Raw genomic sequence first — 16,957 nt, 5'->3', positions numbered from 1 at the left:
ACACAGGCCATGGAGATCGCAGTCCTCGGCACCGGCATGGTCGGCCGGGCTCTCGCCGCCCGCTTCGCCGAACTGGCCCACGACGTCACGGTCGGCACCCGTGACCCTGCCACCACGAGCGTCAAGCCGGAGTACGCCGCCTGGGCGGTCGAGAACCCGGCCGTCCGGCTGGCGACCTTCGCCGACGCCGCCGCCACGGCCGATGTGGTGGTCAACGCCACCAGCGGCACGGTCACGCTCGAGGTGCTCGGTCAGGCCGGCGACGGGAAGGTCCTGCTCGACGTGTCGAACGGGCTGGACTTCTCCCGCGGGTTCCCGCCGCTGATCACCGCCCCGCAGGACGACTCGATCGCCGAGCAGGTCCAGCGTGCGTTCCCGGCTGCGCGAGTGGTGAAGTCGCTCAACACGATGACCGCCGAGCTGATGGCCCACCCCGACCGGCTGCCCGATCCCGGGACCGTCTTCGTCTCGGGTGATGACGCCGACGCCAAGGCGACCGTGACCTACCTGCTCACTGAGCTCGGCCACACCGACGTCCTCGACCTGGGCGACGTGTCGACGGCGCGCGGCGTCGAGTGGTTGATGCCGGCGTGGCTCCGGCTGATGGGGGCGGTGGGTTCGCCGATGTTCAACTGGAAGGTCGTCCGCTGACCTTCGGTGGTCGACGAGGTTGCGCAGCGACTGCCTCGAGACCGGTTAACAAACGTTAACCTCGCGGGTTACGATGCCCGCATGACGTCGTTCGAGCTGTCCCGTGAGCACGAGGAGTTCCGCCGTACCGTCCGCGACTTCGCGGAGGCCGCGATCGCGCCGTACGTCGCGCAGTGGGACAAGGACCACCACTTCCCCACGGAGGTCGTGCAGCAGATGGGCGACCTCGGCCTGTTCGGGCTCGTCGCGCCGGAGGAGTACGGCGGCGCCGGGCTCACGCCCGAGGACGGTCCCTTCACCTCGCTCTGCCTCGCCATCGAGGAGCTGGGCCGGGTCGACCAGTCGATGGGCATCACCCTCGAGGCGGGTGTCGGTCTCGGCATCAACCCGATCCTCAGCTACGGCACGCCTGCGCAGAAGCAGACCTGGCTGCCCGACCTGGTGAGCGGCCGGCGGCTCGCCGGGTTCGGCCTCACCGAGCCGGGCGCCGGATCCGACGCCGGCGCGACGCGCACCAAGGCCGTCCTCGACGATGACGAGTGGGTCGTCAACGGCAGCAAGCAGTTCATCACCAACTCCGGCTCGGAGCTGACCTCCCTGGTGACCGTGACCGCGCGGACCGGGGTCTCGACAAGCTCGACCGGCGAGCAGAGGCTCGAGATCTCGGCGATCATCGTCCCCGCCGGGACCCCCGGGTTCACCGCGGAGCCGGCCTACGACAAGCTCGGCTGGCACATCTCCGACACCCACCCGTTGACGTTCGCGGACTGTCGGGTGCCGGCCGACCACCTGCTGGGGGAGCGCGGCCGGGGCTTCGCCCAGTTCCTCGCGATCCTCGACGACGGCCGGGTCGCCATCGCCGCCCTCGCTGTCGGCCTGATCCAGGCCTGCGTCGACCTCTGCGTCGAGTACGCCGGCGAGCGCCAGACCTTCGGCGGCCCCATCGGCCGCAAGCAGGGGGTCGCCTTCCAGATCGCCGACCTCGAGGTGATGCTCCACGCCTCGCGGCTGCTGACCTACAAGGCGGCCGCGATGAAGGACGCCATGGACACCCCCGGTGGGCCGAGCACGAAGCAGTTCAAGCACGCGGCCGCGATCGCCAAGCTCTACTCGACCGAGTCCGCTGTCACGGCCACCCGGATCGCGACCCAGGTCTTCGGCGGCTACGGCTTCATGGAGGAGTACGCCGTCGCGCGCTTCTACCGCGACGCCAAGATCCTCGAGATCGGCGAGGGGACGTCCGAGGTGCAGCGGATGCTGATCGCCCGGGGCCTGGGCCTGCCCGTCGAGTAAAGACGGATTTCGGTCCGCGAACGAACCGGATCGCCCACCATCGCGTTGAGGGGTTACCACAACGCGGCAGGGGGTGACCGATGAGCAACGACGAGGACTTCGCCGAGTTCGTCGGTGCCCGCTGGACGTCGCTCTACCGGCTCGCCTACCTGTTGGCGGCGTCACCGACCGGTGCCGAGGACCTGCTGCAGACGACGCTCGAGAAGGCGTACGTGAGCTGGGGACGGATCGGCAGGATGGACCACCCCGAGGCCTACGTGCGTCGGATGCTGGCCAACACCCTGGTGTCGAGCCGGCGGAGGGCCTGGATCGGCGAGCAGCCGACCCGCGACCTGCCCGAGGTCCCGCGGGAGTCGGACGAGGGCTCGGTCCTCGACCGCTCCCTGCTCTGGCCGCTGGTGTGCGCCCTCCCTGCGCGCCAACGGGCCGTCATCGTCCTGCGCTACTACGAGGACCTGAGCGAGGCGGAGATCGCCGGCGCGCTCGGCTGCGCGCCGGGAACCGTGAAGTCACAGTCGTCGTCGGCGATGAAGGCGCTCCGACGGGCCTTGGCCGCGTCGGGCGTCGGGGAGGAAGTGGGCGAGTCATGGACCTAGAACACGAACTCAGAGCAGTGCTCAGCCAGGAGGCAGAGATGACCAACGCAACACGCCCCGACCTGGACGGCCTGATCAGCGGCGGGCAGGGCCGCCGTCGCCGCCGCAACCTCACCGTGCTCGGCGGAGCGGCCGCCGCGGTCGTGCTGGTGGGCGGTGGGATTTTCGGCATCACCCAGCTCGGCTCGGACGACGACGACATCCCGCCCGCGGAGGACCCGTCGGTGGCGGAGACGAGCGACGCCCCGGTCGACGAAGGGCCACCGCCGTACGTCGACCGGAACGGTCTTCCCCTCGAGCCCGGCACCTACCGCAAGACCGTCGGTTTCAACGACACTCGCGATATCCAGGCCGACCTGACCTTCGGCGACGGCTGGGACGCGAGCGGCGACCCGTTCACCGGGACGACCGACAGAGATTGGGCCGTGCTGGCGATCTACCAGCTCGAGTCCCTCCCCGGCGAGAGCGCGTGCGTGGCCGTTCGTTCCGGGGCCGAGCCGTGGGGCCAGCCCGGCCGCCCGGCCGGGGAGACCACCCAGGAGGTGGCGCGCCAGCTGACCACGCTGCCCGGCGCCACGGTCCTGGAGCCGCCGGAGCGGGGCGAGGCCTTCGGATACCCGGCCCACCACCTGCAGGTGCGGATCGTCGACTCCTGCGACGACGTCTACGTCGTGGCGAACGCGACCGACGGCGGCCACGGCATCTCCTACTACCAGAGCCTCAACCAGCGCGACCGGGTGGTCGTGATCGACTTCCAGGTCGTCGATGTCGACGGCACCCCGATCGTGGTCGAGCTGGTCCATCACCGCGAGGCAACGCAGGAAACCGTGGCCCGGGCGACTGCCGTCCGGGACTCGATCACCTTCGTCCTGGCGGAGTAGCCCGCGAGCGGAGCGTCGTACCTGAACTTCCGGCCCCTCTTTCGCGCGAAAGGGGGCCGGAAGTTCAGGTACGACGCGCGCCCGGCGACCAGAGCTCGGTCCAGGAGTGGCCGAGCTCGATCACCAGGTCGCGGAGCAACGGGAGGCTGACGCCGACCACGTTGTGGTGGTCGCCGTCGATGCCGGTGACGAACGCGCCGCCCAGGCCGTCGACGGTGAACGCGCCGGCGACGTGGAGCGGCTCGCCGGTCGCGACGTACGCGTCGATCTCCTCGTCGGTCACCTCGGCGAAGTAGACGGTGGTCGACGCGGTCGCGGCGGCGACCTGTCCCGTGGCGGTGTCGCGCAGGCAGTGTCCGGTGTAGAGGACGCCGGACCGCCCGCGCATCGATTGCCAGCGACGTACGGCGTCGGTCGCGTCGTCGGGCTTGCCGAGGGCCTCGCCGTCGAGCTCGAGCACGGAGTCACAACCGAGCACCAGCGCGCCCTCGGGCACGCCGTCGCGGCCCGCGACCGCGGCGCACTTGAGCTCGGCCAGCTGCAGCGCCATCTCGAACGGCGGCAGCCCGTCGGCCTGCGACTCGTCCACACCGGAGATGATCACCGTGGGGTCGAGGCCAGCGTTGCGGAGCGTGGTCAGCCGGGCGGGGGAGGCGGACGCGAGCACGAGGTTCGGCACGCCCCGAACATTAACCACCGACGGCATGCAACCCGACGGGGCACTCACGGGTCGTACGGGTGGAAAGCAGTCCGGAGGAGGTGCCATGGGCGGGGAGTCGGAAGATCCGATCCAGCGCTGTTTCGATGCGTCGTACCGGCGCCTCGTCGGCCAGCTGTACGGCGTCTGCGGCGACCTCTCGGAAGCCGAGGACGTCGTCGCCGAGGCGTTTGCGAAGGCAGTGAGCCGGCGTCGTACCTTCGAGCGCCTCGACAACCCCGAGGCCTGGCTGCGAACGGTCGCGGTGAACGTCGCCCGGTCCCGTCACCGCCGCCGGGTCGTCGGTGAGCGACTCCTCGGCCGCACCGCTCAACCCGACGCGGTGCACCAGCCGGACCTGAGCGACGACCGGATGCAGGTGGTCGCTGCGCTCAGAACGCTGCCGGACCACCAGCGCGAGACGCTCGCGCTCCACTACCTGGCCGACCTGCCGGTCGCCGAGGTCGCCGCCACGCTGGGGGTGCCCGAAGGCACAGTGAAAGCCCGGCTCAGCCGGGGGCGCACGGCCCTCGCGGCCGCACTCGGGCACGACGGCTCGGACGTACTGGGAGGTTCCCATGCATGACATCGCACAGGCAGCCGCCGACGCCGCGCAGGTGCCGAGCTTCGACGAGGTCCTGCGCAAGGGCCAGCGCCGCCGCAACGTCCGCAACGGCCTGACGGCCGGTGGGGCCGCCCTCGCCGTCGCCTCGATCATCGGGATCGGCCAGCTCGTCGGCACCGACGCCGACAAGGAGCCGGAGCCTGCGCCGAGCCCGCCATCGACGGTGATCGAGGACCCGCCGGCGGGCGAGGGGCCCGAGCGGATCGTCGACCACCCGAACGCCGTGGTCGGCGACGCGGCGGTCTCCGAGAGTGGTGCGACCGCGGTGTTCTGGCGGGTGGTCAATCGCGAGCAGTGGGGCTTGGCGGTCAGCGGCGACGGCTTCGTCACCCGCAGCCTGGCGCAGCTCCCGATCCCCGGGTACGTCGTCGCGGCCGGCGACCGGTTCGTCCTCAGCGACCAGACTCAGTCGAGGGTGTGGGTCGCCGGTCTGGACGGTGAGTGGACCCGGGTCGAGGTCTCCGGCTCAGACGCGCCCGTCGCCGACGGCGAGGTACCGGTGTCGACCAGCGACGGCTTGGTCGCCGTCGACCCTGACCGTGCTCGTGCGCACCCGGTCGACGCGCCGGAGCAGGCGTTCCGGATCGACGCCTACGGCGGGCGGCTGACCGCGATCACCAGCGTCCACCACGACTCCGGGACGCAGACCGCGACCTATCACTGGTCGGACGACGGCGGCGCGTCCTGGCACACGACGTCGTTCGACGCCGACTACATGTGGATCCCGCAGGTCGTCCCCTCGGCAGCCGGCACCGAGCACGCGATCGCGATGGTCTCGGACGGCGCGACCATCGGGCCGCTGGCGGGCGTCCTGACCATGCCCGCCGACGGCGGCAGCTTCGCCGAGACGGAGTACGACGGCGAGCTGGCCTCATTCTCCGGGGTGTGGACCGTGGATGGGGAGATCCGGTTCCTCGGCGACCTCTGGGGCGACGGCAGCGGCCCGCCGCGGGAGTCCGGTGTCTACCGCTGGGCCGACGGGCAGCTGGAGCGGATCCCCTCGTCCGCGCCCGAGGTGACGGATGTCGACGACTCGACGCTGATGGACGTGGTCGACACGGCCGGCGGGCCGACCCTGCTCATCGCGGTCGACAAGCGCCTCTTCGAGTCGACCGACGGCGGCGGGACGTGGGAGGAGCTCGCCGCCCGCTGACCCGGACGACTCAGCCGCGGACGACCTCGACCCCGAGCCAGGTCGCGAGCTGGTCGATCTCGGCGTCGACCGCGTCACCGATCGCGGGCTCCCAGGGGAAGTCCTCGTGCACGGCGAACACCCGCAGCACGTGGGCCTTGCGGTCGACCTTGGCGTCGAGCTTCCCGACGAGGCGGTCGCCGTGGAGGATCGGCAGCGCGAAGTAGCCCCACCGCCGCTTCGCTGCCGGCTTGTACATCTCCAGGACGTACTCGAAGTCGAAGAGGTCGAGTGCCCGCTCGCGGTCGTAGACGAGCCGGTCGTACGGCGACAGCAGCGCGGTCCGCGGCTCGAACGGCTCGTCCATCGCGGCCAGCGCGTCGGCGTCGACCCGCCACTCGCCGGCGATCCTGTCGACCACACAGCTCTCACCCAGCCCGGCGGCGCCGATCTCCTCGCCCTGGACCTTCGAGGTCGGCCGGGCGATCCCGAGCGAGGTGAGCCGTCGCGCGTCGAGCATGGCCCGGGCCTCGTCGTACGCCGGGACCTCCAGGTCCGCCGGGTAGACCCGCTCGGGGACGTCCCAGGTGCGGAACTTCCCGCGCCGGCCGCTGATCGCCACGTCGCCCGTGCGGCAGAGCAGCTCGAGCATCCGGTCGACGTTCTTGTCGTTGGTCCACCCCGAGGACTGCCACGGCACCTGCGACGTGTCGGGGATCTCGGCAGCGGTGAGCGGTCCCTCGGCCGCGAGCAGCCCGACGACGTCGGCGCGGAAGCCGGCGTTGGCGTCGAGCCAGTCGAACAAGCTGGAGTGCATCCGGTCCTCGGCGGTGGCCAGCACCAGCCCGATGTCGTCCATCGGTCGCACGTAGGAGGAGTGCTCGACGAGCGAACGCTCCTCCTCGATCGCGAACCGCAGGTCGGAGTGGTCGTAGGCGTCGCCGAGTCGCGACCAGGAGACGAGGTCGACGTTCGGCGCGATGGCCGCCGTCGGGTCGATCTGGAGCAGGGTGAGGTGGTCGACCGTCGCCACCAGCGACGCCGGCCGGTAGGCGTCGAGCAGCTGCGCGCGGACCGCGATCCGGCGCGCCTGCTCGCGATCGAGCGTGATCACGACCAGCTCACAGCCGGCCGAGGGCCGCCTTCAGCGGGTCGAGGCCGATCGAGCCGAGGTTGAGGGCCGCGGTGTGGAACTCCTTGAGGTCGAACGCGTCGCCCTTCCGCATCTTGACCTCGTCGCGCGCCTGCAGCCAGATCCGCTCGCCGACCTTGTACGACGGCGCCTGGCCTGGCCAGCCGAGGTAGCGGTTGACCTCGAAGCCGAGCTGCCCGTCCTCCATCCGCGAGTGGGCACGCATGAACTCGAAGACCTTCTCGCCGTCCCAGACCTCGCCCGGCCGCCAGCCGTACGGGTTGTCCGCGGGGATGGTCAGGCCGAGGTGGACGCCGATGTCGACGATCACCCGTGCCGCCCGGAAGCCCTGCATGTCGAGGAAGCCGAGCCGGTCGCCCGGATCCTCGAAGTAGCCGAGCTCGTCCATCAGCCGCTCGGAGTAGAGAGCCCAGCCCTCGCCGTGGCCGCTGATCCAGCACAGCAGCCGCTGCCAGCGGTTGAGCAGGTCGGCGCGGTGCACGACCTGGGCGCACTGGAGGTGGTGGCCCGGCACGCCCTCGTGGAAGACCGTGGTGGTCTCGCGCCACTTCGAGTAGATCTCGTGGTCGTCGGTGAACGAGAACCACATCGTGCCGGGTCGGGAGAAGTCCTCGGACGGCGGCGTGTACCAAGCCCCGCCGTCGTTGATCGGCGCCACCTTGCACGCGATCGTGCGGATCGGCTCGGCGATGTCGAAGTGGACGCCGTCGAAGCTGGCCAGGATGCCGTCGGCCCGCTCCTGCATCCACGCCTCGAACGCCTCGCGGCTACCGCAGTCGCGCGCCGGGTCGGCGTCGAGGGCCTTGACCGCGTCGTCGACGGATCCGCCGGCCACGATCCGCTGCGCGGTCGTGGCCATGTCGTCCTCGATCCGCTTGAGCTCCTCCCAGCCCCAGGCGTAGGTCTCCTCGAGGTCGACATCGGCGCCGAGGAAGTAGCGGGACTCGAGCGCGTACTGCTCACGGCCGACCCCGTCGACCTCGCGCCCCTGCGGCGCCAGCTCCGTCTCGGCGAACCGCCCGAAGTCGGCGTACGACGCCGTGGCCGCCGCCGCGACCGACGTCAGCCGGTCCCGCAGCCCGTCGGGGGCCTCGGCGACGAGGTTGCCGAAGTAGTCGCCGGACGCGCCCTCCTGGCCGGTCCAGCCGCGGATCTGGCTCGCCACCTCGACGTACTGCCGGCGCGCGGACACCCGGCCCGCGGCGGCCTCGGCCTCGAGCGTCTCGCGGTAGCCGGCGACGGCGTCCGGGATCGCGGCCAGCCGGTCGCCGATGGTCTGCCAGTCTTCCGTGGTGGCGGTCGGCATCAGGTCGAACACCTCGCGCACCGCGTGGATGCCGCTGCTGATCACCGAGAACGCCGAGCGCTCGAAGCCGGCGTCCGCCTTCTCCACCTCCAGCCCGACCCGCTCGAGGAACGCCTCCTGGGCGACCCGCTCGCGCTCGTCGCTGGGTTGGATCGCAGCCACGTCGGCCAGCGAACGGCGGTTCAGCTCCTCCCGCGCGTCGAAGCCGGCGGGCGACAGGTCGGGCAGCCGGTCGTCATGGCCGGCGATGCCCGCGAAGGTCGCGGTGAGCGGGTCGAGGGCGACGACATCCTCGACGTACTGATCGGTCCGAGCGTCGACAGGTCGGGTCATGGCGCGACCCTAGATCCCGGCACCGACGGCCCGCACCCGGGATGGGTGATGCAGGTGATGCGTCGTTGGTGATGCTAGAATCATCACATGCGCACGACGGTCAACATCCACGACGGTCTCCTCGAGACCATCAAGCAGCGCGCCAAGCGCGAGGGCAAGACGCTCGGCGACCTCATCGAGGAGGCGCTGCAGCGCTACCTGGCGTCTGCGGCACCGGATCCCGCGCCCGGTGTTCCCTTGGCGATCTACGACGGGCCGCTCGGGGTGAAGCCTGGGATCGACCTGCGGACCAACGCGGGCTTGTACGACGTGATGTACGACGAAGAGGACGATCTCGCGAGGAGGATGGCGCGCGGTGAATATCCCTGACGTCAATGTCCTGATCGCCATCTTTCGGCCAGACCATGCACACCATGATCGGGCGGTCGAATGGTGGGAGGATGCCGGGCTCGGCGATTCCCTCACCGTCCCGGACGTTGTCTGGAGCGGCTTCGTGAGGACGGCGACCAACCCGCGTGCGTGGGAATCGCCGGCGACGCACGAACAGGTCTGGGCCTTCGTCCGGTCCGTCATGGACCAGCCGACGTATGCCCGCTACCTCGACGCGTTCGACACCATGGGTCACTTCGAGCGCCTGTGCCGTGACGTCGGAGCAATCGGCAACCTGGTCAGTGACGCTTACATCGCGGCCTGTGCCACTTCGCTCGGGGCGCAGGTGGTGACGTTTGATCGCGACTACCGCAGGTTCGACGGAGTGCGCGTCCTCGAACTGTCCGCCTGAAGCCGACTCAGGCGGCGCGGTGCCGGCGGGCGCCGAGCAGCAGCGCCGCCGCGGTGGCGGCTTCGAGCGCGATGAAGCCGGCCATCTTCGGGCTCGGTGCGCCTTCGAAGACCGACGACGCCGCGCGCCCGGCCGCCATGCCGGCGGTGGCCAGCCCGATGGCGGTCCCGGAGGCGGGGGACGCGACCAGGCTCGCGGCGAACGCGAGCGGGAGGCCGCCGTACACGGCGCGGATCTCGGTGCGGGAGTCGGCGTTCGGTGCGGTGCTGCCGATCACCGCGGGCACGACTCCGGGCTTGAGGAACGAGACGAGACCGAGGCCGGCGTACCCGGCCGCTCCGATGGCGATGAGTCGGTTCATGACCCCATCGTGGCCGTCGGATGCGTCCACGGCATCCGACCGTGGGCGGAACCTGGAGCTACGCCGAGCCGGCGACCGCGCCGGCGTAGCGGTCGGCCAGCACCCGCAGGTGGTCGACCAGCGCCGACGGTGACTCGACGGTGAAGTCGATGCCGAGCATGCCGATCCAGACGGCCACCACCTCGAGGCTGTCGCCGCCGGTCACCAGGACGCTGCGGCCCTCGGGGAGTGCCTCGACGGTGCCGACAGCGGGGTTGATCCGCGCGATCACCTCCTCGGCCGGCGCGTCGATGACGAGCCGCGCGTGCACCGCCCAGCCGGTGCGCGCGACCTCGCGGACGACGAACTCGGTCAGGTCCCCGGGGAAGTCCGTCGGCCGGAACCCCCGGCCGCCGGGCGTGCGGAGGGTGAGCCAGTCGACCCGGTACGGCGCCCAGGTGGCGGTCGCCGGATCGCGGCCGACGACGTACCACCGCCGCTGCCACGCCACCAGCCGGTAGGGCTCGATCTCGACCCGCTCCTCGTCCCGGTAGAAGGCCCGGAGTCCGCGGTGGTCGCGGATCGCCGCGGCGATCTCGGTGAGCACCGCCGGATCGACCTCGGGGTCCTCGACGTTGGAGTCGGTGTTGACGGGGCCGGCGCTGGTGGCGTCCCGGAGGGCGGCGAGCTGGCGGCGCAACCGGTCGGGGAGCACGTGCTCGAGCTTGGCCAGCGCCCGGCCGCCGCTCTCCTCGAAGCCCGCGACCCCGGTGACGGTGCGCAGGCCGACCGCGACGGCGACGGCCTCCTCGTCGTCGAGCAGCAGCGGTGGGAGCTTGGCACCGACGCCGAGCCGGTAATGGCCGGTACGGCCCCGGGTCGCGTCGACCGGGTAGCCGAGCTCGCGGAGCCGGGCGATGTCGTTGCGCACCGTGCGGTCGGTGACGCCGAGCCGTCCGGCGAGCTCGGGACCGGTCCAGTCGACCCGTGCCTGCATCAGGCCCAGCAGCTCCAGCAGCCGTCCGGAAGTTTTCTTCACAGGGCTGTTTTATCAGGAACGAACCCTTCCGCAATGGCTCATAACGTCGTCCTCATCAGCAGGAACCACACCGAGAGGCAGAACGATGACCGAGCAGATCACCCCCTTCACCATCGACGTCCCGCAGGCCGACCTCGACGACCTGCGCGAGCGGCTGGAGCGCACCCGCTTCGCGCCGGCGGTCCCCGGCGACTCGTGGGACTACGGCACGCCGGAGTCCTACCTGCGCGAGATGGTCGAGCAGTGGAAGAGCTTCGACTGGCGCGCCGTCGAGGCCCGGGTCAACGAGCACCCCGGCTTCATCACCGAGGTCGACGGCCAGCGGATCCACTTCCTCCACGTCCGCTCGCAGGTCGAGGACGCCACCCCGCTGCTGCTGGCCCACACCTACCCGGGCTCGCTGCTCGACTTCCTCGAGATGATCGACCCGCTGGTGAACCCGGAGGCCCACGGCGGCAGCGCCGCCGACGCGTTCCATGTCGTCGTCCCGTCGATGCCCGGCTTCGGCTGGTCCACGCCGGTCGCCGACACCGGCTGGACGATGGCGCGGGTCGCCGCGGCGTACGACGTGCTCATGCGCCGGCTCGGCTACTCGTCGTACGGCATCCACGGCAGTGACGGCGGCGCCCTGGTCGGCCGTGAGCTGGCGGTCCTCAACCCGGAGGGCTTCCTCGGCGCCCACGTGCTGCACCTCTTCTCGTTCCCGTCGGGCGACCCGAGCGAGTTCGAGGGGTTCGGGCCGAAGGAGTACGCCGCGCTCGAGCACATGCAGTGGTTCCAGTCGGTCGGTGGCTACAACCAGATGAACGGCACCCGCCCGCAGACCGTCGCGGCCGGCCTCGCCGACTCGCCGGTCGGGGTGCTGGCCTACAGCGAGCTGTTCGAGAGCTTCGGCAACGGCACCAGCCTGGTGCGGCCCGAGCAGGTGCTGGCGCAGGCAACGCTCTACTGGCTGACCAACACCTACGGCTCCGCCGCCCGGTACCACTACGAGGAGCAGCACTCCGGCGCCGAGCCGGTCGTGAGCCAGGGGCGGCTCGGGGTGGCGGTCTTCAAGGACGACTTCCAGACGATCCGGTCCCTCGCCGAGCGCGACAACGCCAACATCGACCACTGGTCGGAGTTCCCGCGCGGCGGCCACTTCGCCGCGATGGAGGTTCCCCAGGACGTCGTGTCCGACCTGAGGGTGTTCTTCGCCTGATCTCGTCTGAGAATCGCCGAGTCGGCGCATCTGAGGATGCGCCGACTCGGCCTCGTCTGGCGTCCGAGATGCGTCGACTCGGGCGGGCCGCAGAAATGTCCGGCCGGCTATCTCGGTGTTGCCGCCACTACCTGGGTGCTGTGACCCGTCATAGCACCGTGGTTGCGGACGTGGTGCCGAGGGAGCGCCACGAACACTGAGTTACAGCACTGCTCAGCGGCCGCCGCGGGCGCTGGCCTGCCAGGCGCCGCGGTAGTGCACGTGGGTCCCACGCATCCGCCGCGCGGGGGAGGCCCACTCCGAGCGGGGCTTCTCCGGCGCCGGGGCGCCGCCGCCCATCGCGGCGAACACGGCGACCACGGCGGCGACCTGCTCGGGCGTCGCGTCCGGGGTGATCACGCGCAGCATCGGCGGGGCCGGGCTCTCGACGGGCTCGACCACCGAGTCGGCGGGCGTCTCGTCACTCACAGCGGGATGTTCCCGTGCTTCTTCGGCGGCAGCGTCTCGCGCTTGGTCTTCAGCAGCCGCAGGGCGCGGACGATCTCGACCCGGGTCTCGTGCGGCATGATCACGGCGTCGACGTACCCACGCTCGGCGGCGATGTAGGGGTTCGCCAGGTGGGTCTCGTACTCGTCGATCAGCTCGGCCCGACGCGCCTCCACGTCGCCGCCCTCGGCCTCGACGGCGGCCAGCGTGCGACGGTGGATGATGTTGGCCGCGCCCTGGGAGCCCATGACCGCGATCTGGCCGGTCGGCCAGGACAGGTTGAGGTCGGCGCCGAGGTGCTTGGAGCCCATCACGTCGTACGCGCCGCCGTAGGCCTTGCGGGTGATGATCGTGACCAGCGGGACGGTGGCCTCGGCGTAGGCGTAGATCAGCTTCGCGCCACGGCGGATGATGCCGTTCCACTCCTGGTCGGTGCCCGGCAGGAACCCGGGCACGTCGACGAAGGTGATCACCGGGACGTTGAACGCGTCGCAGGTGCGCACGAACCGCGCGGCCTTCTCCGAGGCGTCGATGTCGAGGGTGCCGGCGAACTGCATCGGCTGGTTGGCCACGATGCCCACCGAGCGGCCCTCGACCCGGCCGAAGCCGACGATGATGTTCGGCGCGAACAGCGGCTGCACCTCGAGGAACTCGTCGTCGTCGAGCACGGTCGTGATGACGTCGTGCATGTCGTAGGGCTGGTTCGGGCTGTCCGGGATCAGCGTGTCGAGCGCCAGGTCCTCCTCGGAGATTTCAACGGCGTCCGCGGCTGAGTAATCGGGGTCGTACGCCGGCGCCTCCTCCATGTTGTTCTGGGGGAGGTAGCCGATCAGCGCCTTGACGTACTCGAGCGCGTCCTCCTCGTCGGTGCCCATGTAGTGGGCGTTGCCCGACTTGGTGTTGTGCGTGCGCGCACCGCCGAGGTCCTCCATCGAGACGTCCTCGCCGGTGACCGTCTTGATGACGTCGGGTCCGGTGATGAACATCGCCGAGGTCTGGTCGACCATGACCGTGAAGTCGGTGACCGCGGGGGAGTAGACGTGGCCGCCCGCGCAGTTGCCCATGATCAGGCTGATCTGCGGGATCACGCCGGAGGCGTGGACGTTGCGGCGGAAGATCTCGCCGTACAGGCCCAGGGAGACGACGCCCTCCTGGATCCGCGCGCCGGCGCCCTCGTTGATGCCGATGATCGGGCAGCCGGTCTTGATGGCCAGGTCCATGACCTTGGTGATCTTCTCGCCGTAGACCTCGCCCAGCGAGCCGCCGAAGATGGTGAAGTCCTGGCTGAACACGCACACCTGGCGGCCGTCGATGGTGCCGTATCCGGTGATCACGCCGTCGCCGTACGGACGGTTCTTCTCCAGCCCGAACGCGACCGAGCGGTGGCGGGCCAGCTCGTCGAGCTCGACGAACGAGCCCTCGTCGAACAGCATCTCGATCCGCTCACGCGCGGTCTGACGACCCTTCGCGTGCTGCTTCTCGATCGCCTTCTCCCCGGCGGCGTGCACCGCCTCGTCGAGCCGGCGCTCGAGGTCGGCGAGCTTGCCCGCCGTCGTGTGGATGTCGGGCAGCTCTAGCCCTGAACTCGGAATGCTGGTGGGTTCGGCAGTCACGGTCGTTGGCCTCCTTGACGTTCGAGTGGAAGGGTAGTGGCCGTGACCGGTGACTCGGACCTGCGCCCACCCCTCGACGCTCACGTGCTCGCTGACGAGCTCGCGCTGACGCCCGATCTGGCTCTGGAGCTGCTCCCTGAGAGCCCGTCCACCAACCAGGTCGCCGCCGACCGTGCCCGCGCCGGCGCGGCCGACGGCCTGCTGGTGGTCGCCGACCACCAGACGGCCGGGCGCGGCCGCCTCGACCGCACCTGGGAGACGCCGGCCGGCGCGGCCATCACGTTCTCCCTGGTCCTGCGGCCGACGGTGCCGGCGACGTCCTGGCCGTGGCTCCCGCTGCTGACCGGGCACACCGTGTCGAAGGCGCTCGCGTCGTTCGGCTACGAGACCCGGGTGAAGTGGCCCAACGACGTGCTCATCGACGGACGGAAGGTCGCCGGCATCCTCGTCGAGCGGATCGAGACCGACAGCGGCCCGGCGGCGGTCGTCGGGGTCGGCATCAACGTGTCCACCGCGGCCGACGAGCTGCCCGTCCCCACGGCGACCTCGCTCGCCGTCGCCCACCCGGACCTGACCCCGACCCGGGAGGGCGTGCTGCTCGGCGTCGTGGCCGCCGTCCGCGAGGGCTACGACGCCTGGCAGTTCGGCGGCGCGGAGGCGGCGGCGCGGCTCGCGTCGTCGTACGTCGCCCACTGTGCGACTGTCGGCCAGGACGTGCGCGTCGACCTCCCCGGAGGTACGTCGATCTCCGGTCGCGCCGTGGACGTCGACATCGACGGCCGGCTGGTCGTGGAGACCGCCGACGGCGTCGAGAAGGTCGGCGCCGGCGACGTGGTGCACGTCGTTCCCGAATGACCGCCGCGGTGGGATGATCCTCCCGTGGCCATCTCAGAGAAGCTGCTCAACCCCGGCGAGAAGCTGTTCATCTCGTGCCGTCAGCACCCCAAGGCGCTGTTCGGCCCGATCCTGGCCCTCGTGGTGTTCCTCGCGATCGGCGTGGGGGCCCAGGTGGCCCTGGGCGATGGGGACGCGGCGACCTGGGGGAAGCGGATCGTCTGGGTGCTGTGCGCGATCGGGATCCTCTGGTTCACGGTCCGGCCGTTCCTCAACTGGTTCACGACCGTCCACGGCGTGACCGACCGGCGGCTGATCACCCGCCGCGGCATCATCACGCGGCGCGGCCACGACATCCCGCTCGCCCGGATCAGCGACCTGCAGATGGAGATCAACCTCATCGACCGCCCGTTCGGCTGCGGCACCCTGGTGATCACCGACGCGTCGACCTTCGGCGAGGTGCGCCTCAACGACATCCCGCACGTCGAGGCGACCCAGCGCCAGATCAACGAGCTGCTGCACGCCATCCACGGCGGCGCCGGTCACCGGCGCGCCGACGAAGGTGTCTGACCAGACGCTCCCGGGAGGCGCTGACCACGAGCGCACACTCCTCGGACACGACCTGACGCTGACCGCGGCCGACGTGGCCGCGCGCGCAGGTCTGTCCGTCCGACAGGCCCGGCGGCTGTGGCGCACCCTCGGCTTCCCCGAGCGCGGTGACGAGCGGGCCTTCAGCGAGGCCGACGTCGAGGCGATCTCTGCGGTCGCCGACATGGTGTCCGACGGGCTCGTCGACTTCGACCTGGCGCTCAACGTCGTGCGGGGCGCCGGGTTGAGCATGGCGCGGCTGGCGGACTGGGAGGTCGGGGCGCTGATCCAGCCGATCGAGGAGATGTTCGCAGACACGGTCGGTCCGGGAGCCACGCCGACCGAGGCCGCCCGCTGGGCGCTGGAGAAGTACGGCGACCGCTTCGAGACGGTGTTGCTCTACGCCTGGCGCAGCCACCTGGCCGCCGCGGTCGCCCGGATCGAGTCGATGCGCGCGATCGACGCCGATCCCCACACCACCGACCTGACCGTCGGCTTCGCCGACATCGTGGGATTCACGGCGCTGTCCAACGAGCTGACCCGCGAGAAGATCGGCGACCTGGTCGAGGTGTTCGAGGCCCGGTGCGGCGACGTCATCGCGGCCAACGGGGGCCGGCTCATCAAGAGCCTCGGCGACGCCGTGCTGTTCGTGAACGAGGACGCCCTCGGAGCGTTCGCGACCGCCGAGGGCATCATCAAGGTGATCGGCCGCGACAAGCGGATGCCCGACGTACGGATCGGGCTCGCGACCGGGTCCGTCGTGATGCGGCTCGGCGACGTCTTCGGACCTCCGGTCAACCTCGCCTCGCGGCTGACCCAGGTGGCCCGCCGCAACCGGGTGATCATCGACCACGACACCGCCGGCCGGCTGCCGTCCGACCAGGTCGAGACCCGGCCGCTGCCCGCGCGGCCGATGCGCGGATTCGGCGTGATGGAGCCGCTCACCGTCCGCCGCGTCTGACCTGGAACGCCTGTTACTGGGGTTGATTACGCAAGAAACCCGGATCCCAATTGCAAAAGTTTTCGGGATCCCCCACGCGCGGGTGCGCTGATTCCTACCTTGAGGCTGTGTTCGAGGTGCAGGATGTGCGGCTCGACCCGGCGAGTCGTCGCGCGTGGCGAGGGGGCCGGGAGATCCAGCTGTCCCGCAAGGAGTTCGACCTCGTCCACGCACTGATCGCCCGGGCGGGGTCGGTGGTGACCCGCGACGAGCTGATGCGGGAAGTCTGGAACGCCACCTTCTGGACCTCGTCCAAGACGATCGACGTCCACCTCGGGTGGGTACGCCGCAAGCTCGGCGACGACACCCGTCACCCCACCCTGATCACGACGGTGCGGGGCCAGGGCCTCCGGTTCGAGACCGGAGCGACCGTCAAGCTCTAGCGCGAACCGCGCTCGATAGGGTGCG

At 70.7% G+C, this 16,957-nt stretch carries 20 protein-coding genes; 13 read left to right on the top strand and 7 right to left on the bottom strand.

Going from position 1 to position 16,957, the window contains the following annotated elements:
• Nucleotides 1-9 precede the first annotated feature (9 nt).
• From D0Z08_RS02570 to D0Z08_RS02555, 4 genes are all read left to right on the top strand, one after another.
• Nucleotides 10-651, top strand: coding sequence for an NADPH-dependent F420 reductase (locus D0Z08_RS02570; RefSeq protein ID WP_118922305.1), 642 nt, complete (start codon nucleotides 10-12; stop codon nucleotides 649-651).
• 81 nt (nucleotides 652-732) lie between these two features.
• A complete protein-coding gene (locus tag D0Z08_RS02565; protein ID WP_118922303.1) occupies nucleotides 733-1,944 on the top strand; it encodes an acyl-CoA dehydrogenase family protein in 1,212 nt (403 codons plus the stop codon).
• Nucleotides 1,945-2,024: 80 nt separating this feature from the next.
• Nucleotides 2,025-2,540 carry a SigE family RNA polymerase sigma factor gene (locus D0Z08_RS02560; RefSeq protein WP_118922301.1) on the top strand — a complete coding sequence of 172 codons (516 nt, stop codon included), beginning with the start codon at nucleotides 2,025-2,027 and terminating at the stop codon, nucleotides 2,538-2,540.
• A gap of 38 nt (nucleotides 2,541-2,578) precedes the next feature.
• Nucleotides 2,579-3,421: a hypothetical protein gene (locus D0Z08_RS02555; protein WP_147381293.1), complete on the top strand. Its 843-nt coding sequence runs from the start codon at nucleotides 2,579-2,581 to the stop codon at nucleotides 3,419-3,421.
• Between the two features lie 64 nt (nucleotides 3,422-3,485).
• Here the strand turns inward: D0Z08_RS02555 and D0Z08_RS02550 are convergent, their stop codons facing one another.
• Entirely contained in the window at nucleotides 3,486-4,100 is a 615-nt protein-coding gene (locus D0Z08_RS02550; protein ID WP_245993564.1) for a Maf family protein, read from the bottom strand.
• Between the two features lie 85 nt (nucleotides 4,101-4,185).
• Here D0Z08_RS02550 and D0Z08_RS02545 point away from each other — a divergent pair, with 85 nt between their 5' ends.
• Nucleotides 4,186-4,704: an RNA polymerase sigma factor gene (locus tag D0Z08_RS02545; protein WP_118922295.1), complete on the top strand. Its 519-nt coding sequence runs from the start codon at nucleotides 4,186-4,188 to the stop codon at nucleotides 4,702-4,704.
• Nucleotides 4,697-5,896, top strand: coding sequence for a hypothetical protein (locus D0Z08_RS02540; protein WP_118922293.1), 1,200 nt, complete (start codon nucleotides 4,697-4,699; stop codon nucleotides 5,894-5,896). Before D0Z08_RS02545 ends, D0Z08_RS02540 begins: the two co-directional genes overlap by 8 nt.
• 10 nt (nucleotides 5,897-5,906) lie before the next feature.
• On the opposite strand, the gene D0Z08_RS02535 is transcribed toward D0Z08_RS02540, so the two are convergent.
• Together D0Z08_RS02535 and D0Z08_RS02530 are read right to left on the bottom strand one after the other, a co-directional pair.
• The gene (locus tag D0Z08_RS02535; protein ID WP_245993562.1) at nucleotides 5,907-6,989 is read right to left on the bottom strand and encodes a DNA glycosylase AlkZ-like family protein; all 1,083 of its coding nucleotides are present in this window, start codon (nucleotides 6,987-6,989) and stop codon (nucleotides 5,907-5,909) included.
• Nucleotides 6,990-6,996: 7 nt separating this feature from the next.
• Nucleotides 6,997-8,667, bottom strand: a complete 1,671-nt coding sequence (locus D0Z08_RS02530; RefSeq protein WP_118922289.1) for a DUF885 domain-containing protein — start codon at nucleotides 8,665-8,667, stop codon at nucleotides 6,997-6,999.
• An 87-nt stretch (nucleotides 8,668-8,754) separates the two neighbouring features.
• On the opposite strand from D0Z08_RS02530, the gene D0Z08_RS02525 reads away from it, so the two are divergent.
• Nucleotides 8,755-9,036 (top strand): ribbon-helix-helix domain-containing protein, encoded by a 282-nt coding sequence (locus tag D0Z08_RS02525; protein ID WP_118922288.1) that lies wholly within the window; start codon nucleotides 8,755-8,757, stop codon nucleotides 9,034-9,036.
• Complete coding sequence (locus D0Z08_RS02520; protein ID WP_182481104.1) at nucleotides 9,023-9,448, top strand: TA system VapC family ribonuclease toxin; 426 nt, start codon at nucleotides 9,023-9,025, stop codon at nucleotides 9,446-9,448. The genes D0Z08_RS02525 and D0Z08_RS02520 overlap by 14 nt, the downstream gene beginning before the upstream one ends.
• Before the next feature lie 7 nt (nucleotides 9,449-9,455).
• Here D0Z08_RS02520 and D0Z08_RS02515 read toward each other — a convergent pair whose 3' ends face one another.
• Nucleotides 9,456-9,809 carry a DUF4345 family protein gene (locus tag D0Z08_RS02515; protein ID WP_118922284.1) on the bottom strand — a complete coding sequence of 118 codons (354 nt, stop codon included), beginning with the start codon at nucleotides 9,807-9,809 and terminating at the stop codon, nucleotides 9,456-9,458.
• Nucleotides 9,810-9,867: 58 nt separating this feature from the next.
• Nucleotides 9,868-10,827, bottom strand: a complete 960-nt coding sequence (locus D0Z08_RS02510) for a helix-turn-helix transcriptional regulator (protein ID WP_118922282.1) — start codon at nucleotides 10,825-10,827, stop codon at nucleotides 9,868-9,870.
• Between the two features lie 85 nt (nucleotides 10,828-10,912).
• Between D0Z08_RS02510 and D0Z08_RS02505 the strand changes: the two genes are divergently transcribed.
• Entirely contained in the window at nucleotides 10,913-12,028 is a 1,116-nt protein-coding gene (locus D0Z08_RS02505; protein WP_118922280.1) for an epoxide hydrolase family protein, read from the top strand.
• 213 nt (nucleotides 12,029-12,241) lie between these two features.
• Here D0Z08_RS02505 and D0Z08_RS02500 read toward each other — a convergent pair whose 3' ends face one another.
• Both D0Z08_RS02500 and D0Z08_RS02495 read right to left on the bottom strand, forming a co-directional pair.
• Nucleotides 12,242-12,496, bottom strand: a complete 255-nt coding sequence (locus D0Z08_RS02500) for an acyl-CoA carboxylase epsilon subunit (RefSeq protein WP_118922278.1) — start codon at nucleotides 12,494-12,496, stop codon at nucleotides 12,242-12,244.
• Nucleotides 12,493-14,085, bottom strand: a complete 1,593-nt coding sequence (locus tag D0Z08_RS02495; RefSeq protein ID WP_425454037.1) for an acyl-CoA carboxylase subunit beta — start codon at nucleotides 14,083-14,085, stop codon at nucleotides 12,493-12,495. The genes D0Z08_RS02500 and D0Z08_RS02495 overlap by 4 nt, the downstream gene beginning before the upstream one ends.
• Before the next feature lie 84 nt (nucleotides 14,086-14,169).
• On the opposite strand from D0Z08_RS02495, the gene D0Z08_RS02490 reads away from it, so the two are divergent.
• The 4 genes from D0Z08_RS02490 to D0Z08_RS02475 all read left to right on the top strand — a co-directional run bounded on the left by D0Z08_RS02490 (nucleotide 14,170) and on the right by D0Z08_RS02475 (nucleotide 16,932).
• Complete coding sequence (locus D0Z08_RS02490; RefSeq protein WP_118922751.1) at nucleotides 14,170-14,982, top strand: biotin--[acetyl-CoA-carboxylase] ligase; 813 nt, start codon at nucleotides 14,170-14,172, stop codon at nucleotides 14,980-14,982.
• A gap of 24 nt (nucleotides 14,983-15,006) precedes the next feature.
• The gene (locus D0Z08_RS02485) at nucleotides 15,007-15,531 is read left to right on the top strand and encodes a PH domain-containing protein (protein ID WP_118922274.1); all 525 of its coding nucleotides are present in this window, start codon (nucleotides 15,007-15,009) and stop codon (nucleotides 15,529-15,531) included.
• Nucleotides 15,524-16,510 carry an adenylate/guanylate cyclase domain-containing protein gene (locus tag D0Z08_RS02480; protein ID WP_118922272.1) on the top strand — a complete coding sequence of 329 codons (987 nt, stop codon included), beginning with the start codon at nucleotides 15,524-15,526 and terminating at the stop codon, nucleotides 16,508-16,510. The genes D0Z08_RS02485 and D0Z08_RS02480 overlap by 8 nt, the downstream gene beginning before the upstream one ends.
• A 107-nt stretch (nucleotides 16,511-16,617) precedes the next feature.
• Nucleotides 16,618-16,932 (top strand): winged helix-turn-helix domain-containing protein, encoded by a 315-nt coding sequence (locus tag D0Z08_RS02475; RefSeq protein ID WP_118922270.1) that lies wholly within the window; start codon nucleotides 16,618-16,620, stop codon nucleotides 16,930-16,932.
• Nucleotides 16,933-16,957 lie beyond the last annotated feature (25 nt).

The sequence above is a fragment of the Nocardioides immobilis genome, from assembly GCF_003515065.1.
Lineage (GTDB): Bacteria > Actinomycetota > Actinomycetes > Propionibacteriales > Nocardioidaceae > Nocardioides > Nocardioides immobilis.
This window is presented reverse-complemented; position numbering and strand designations above follow the sequence as displayed.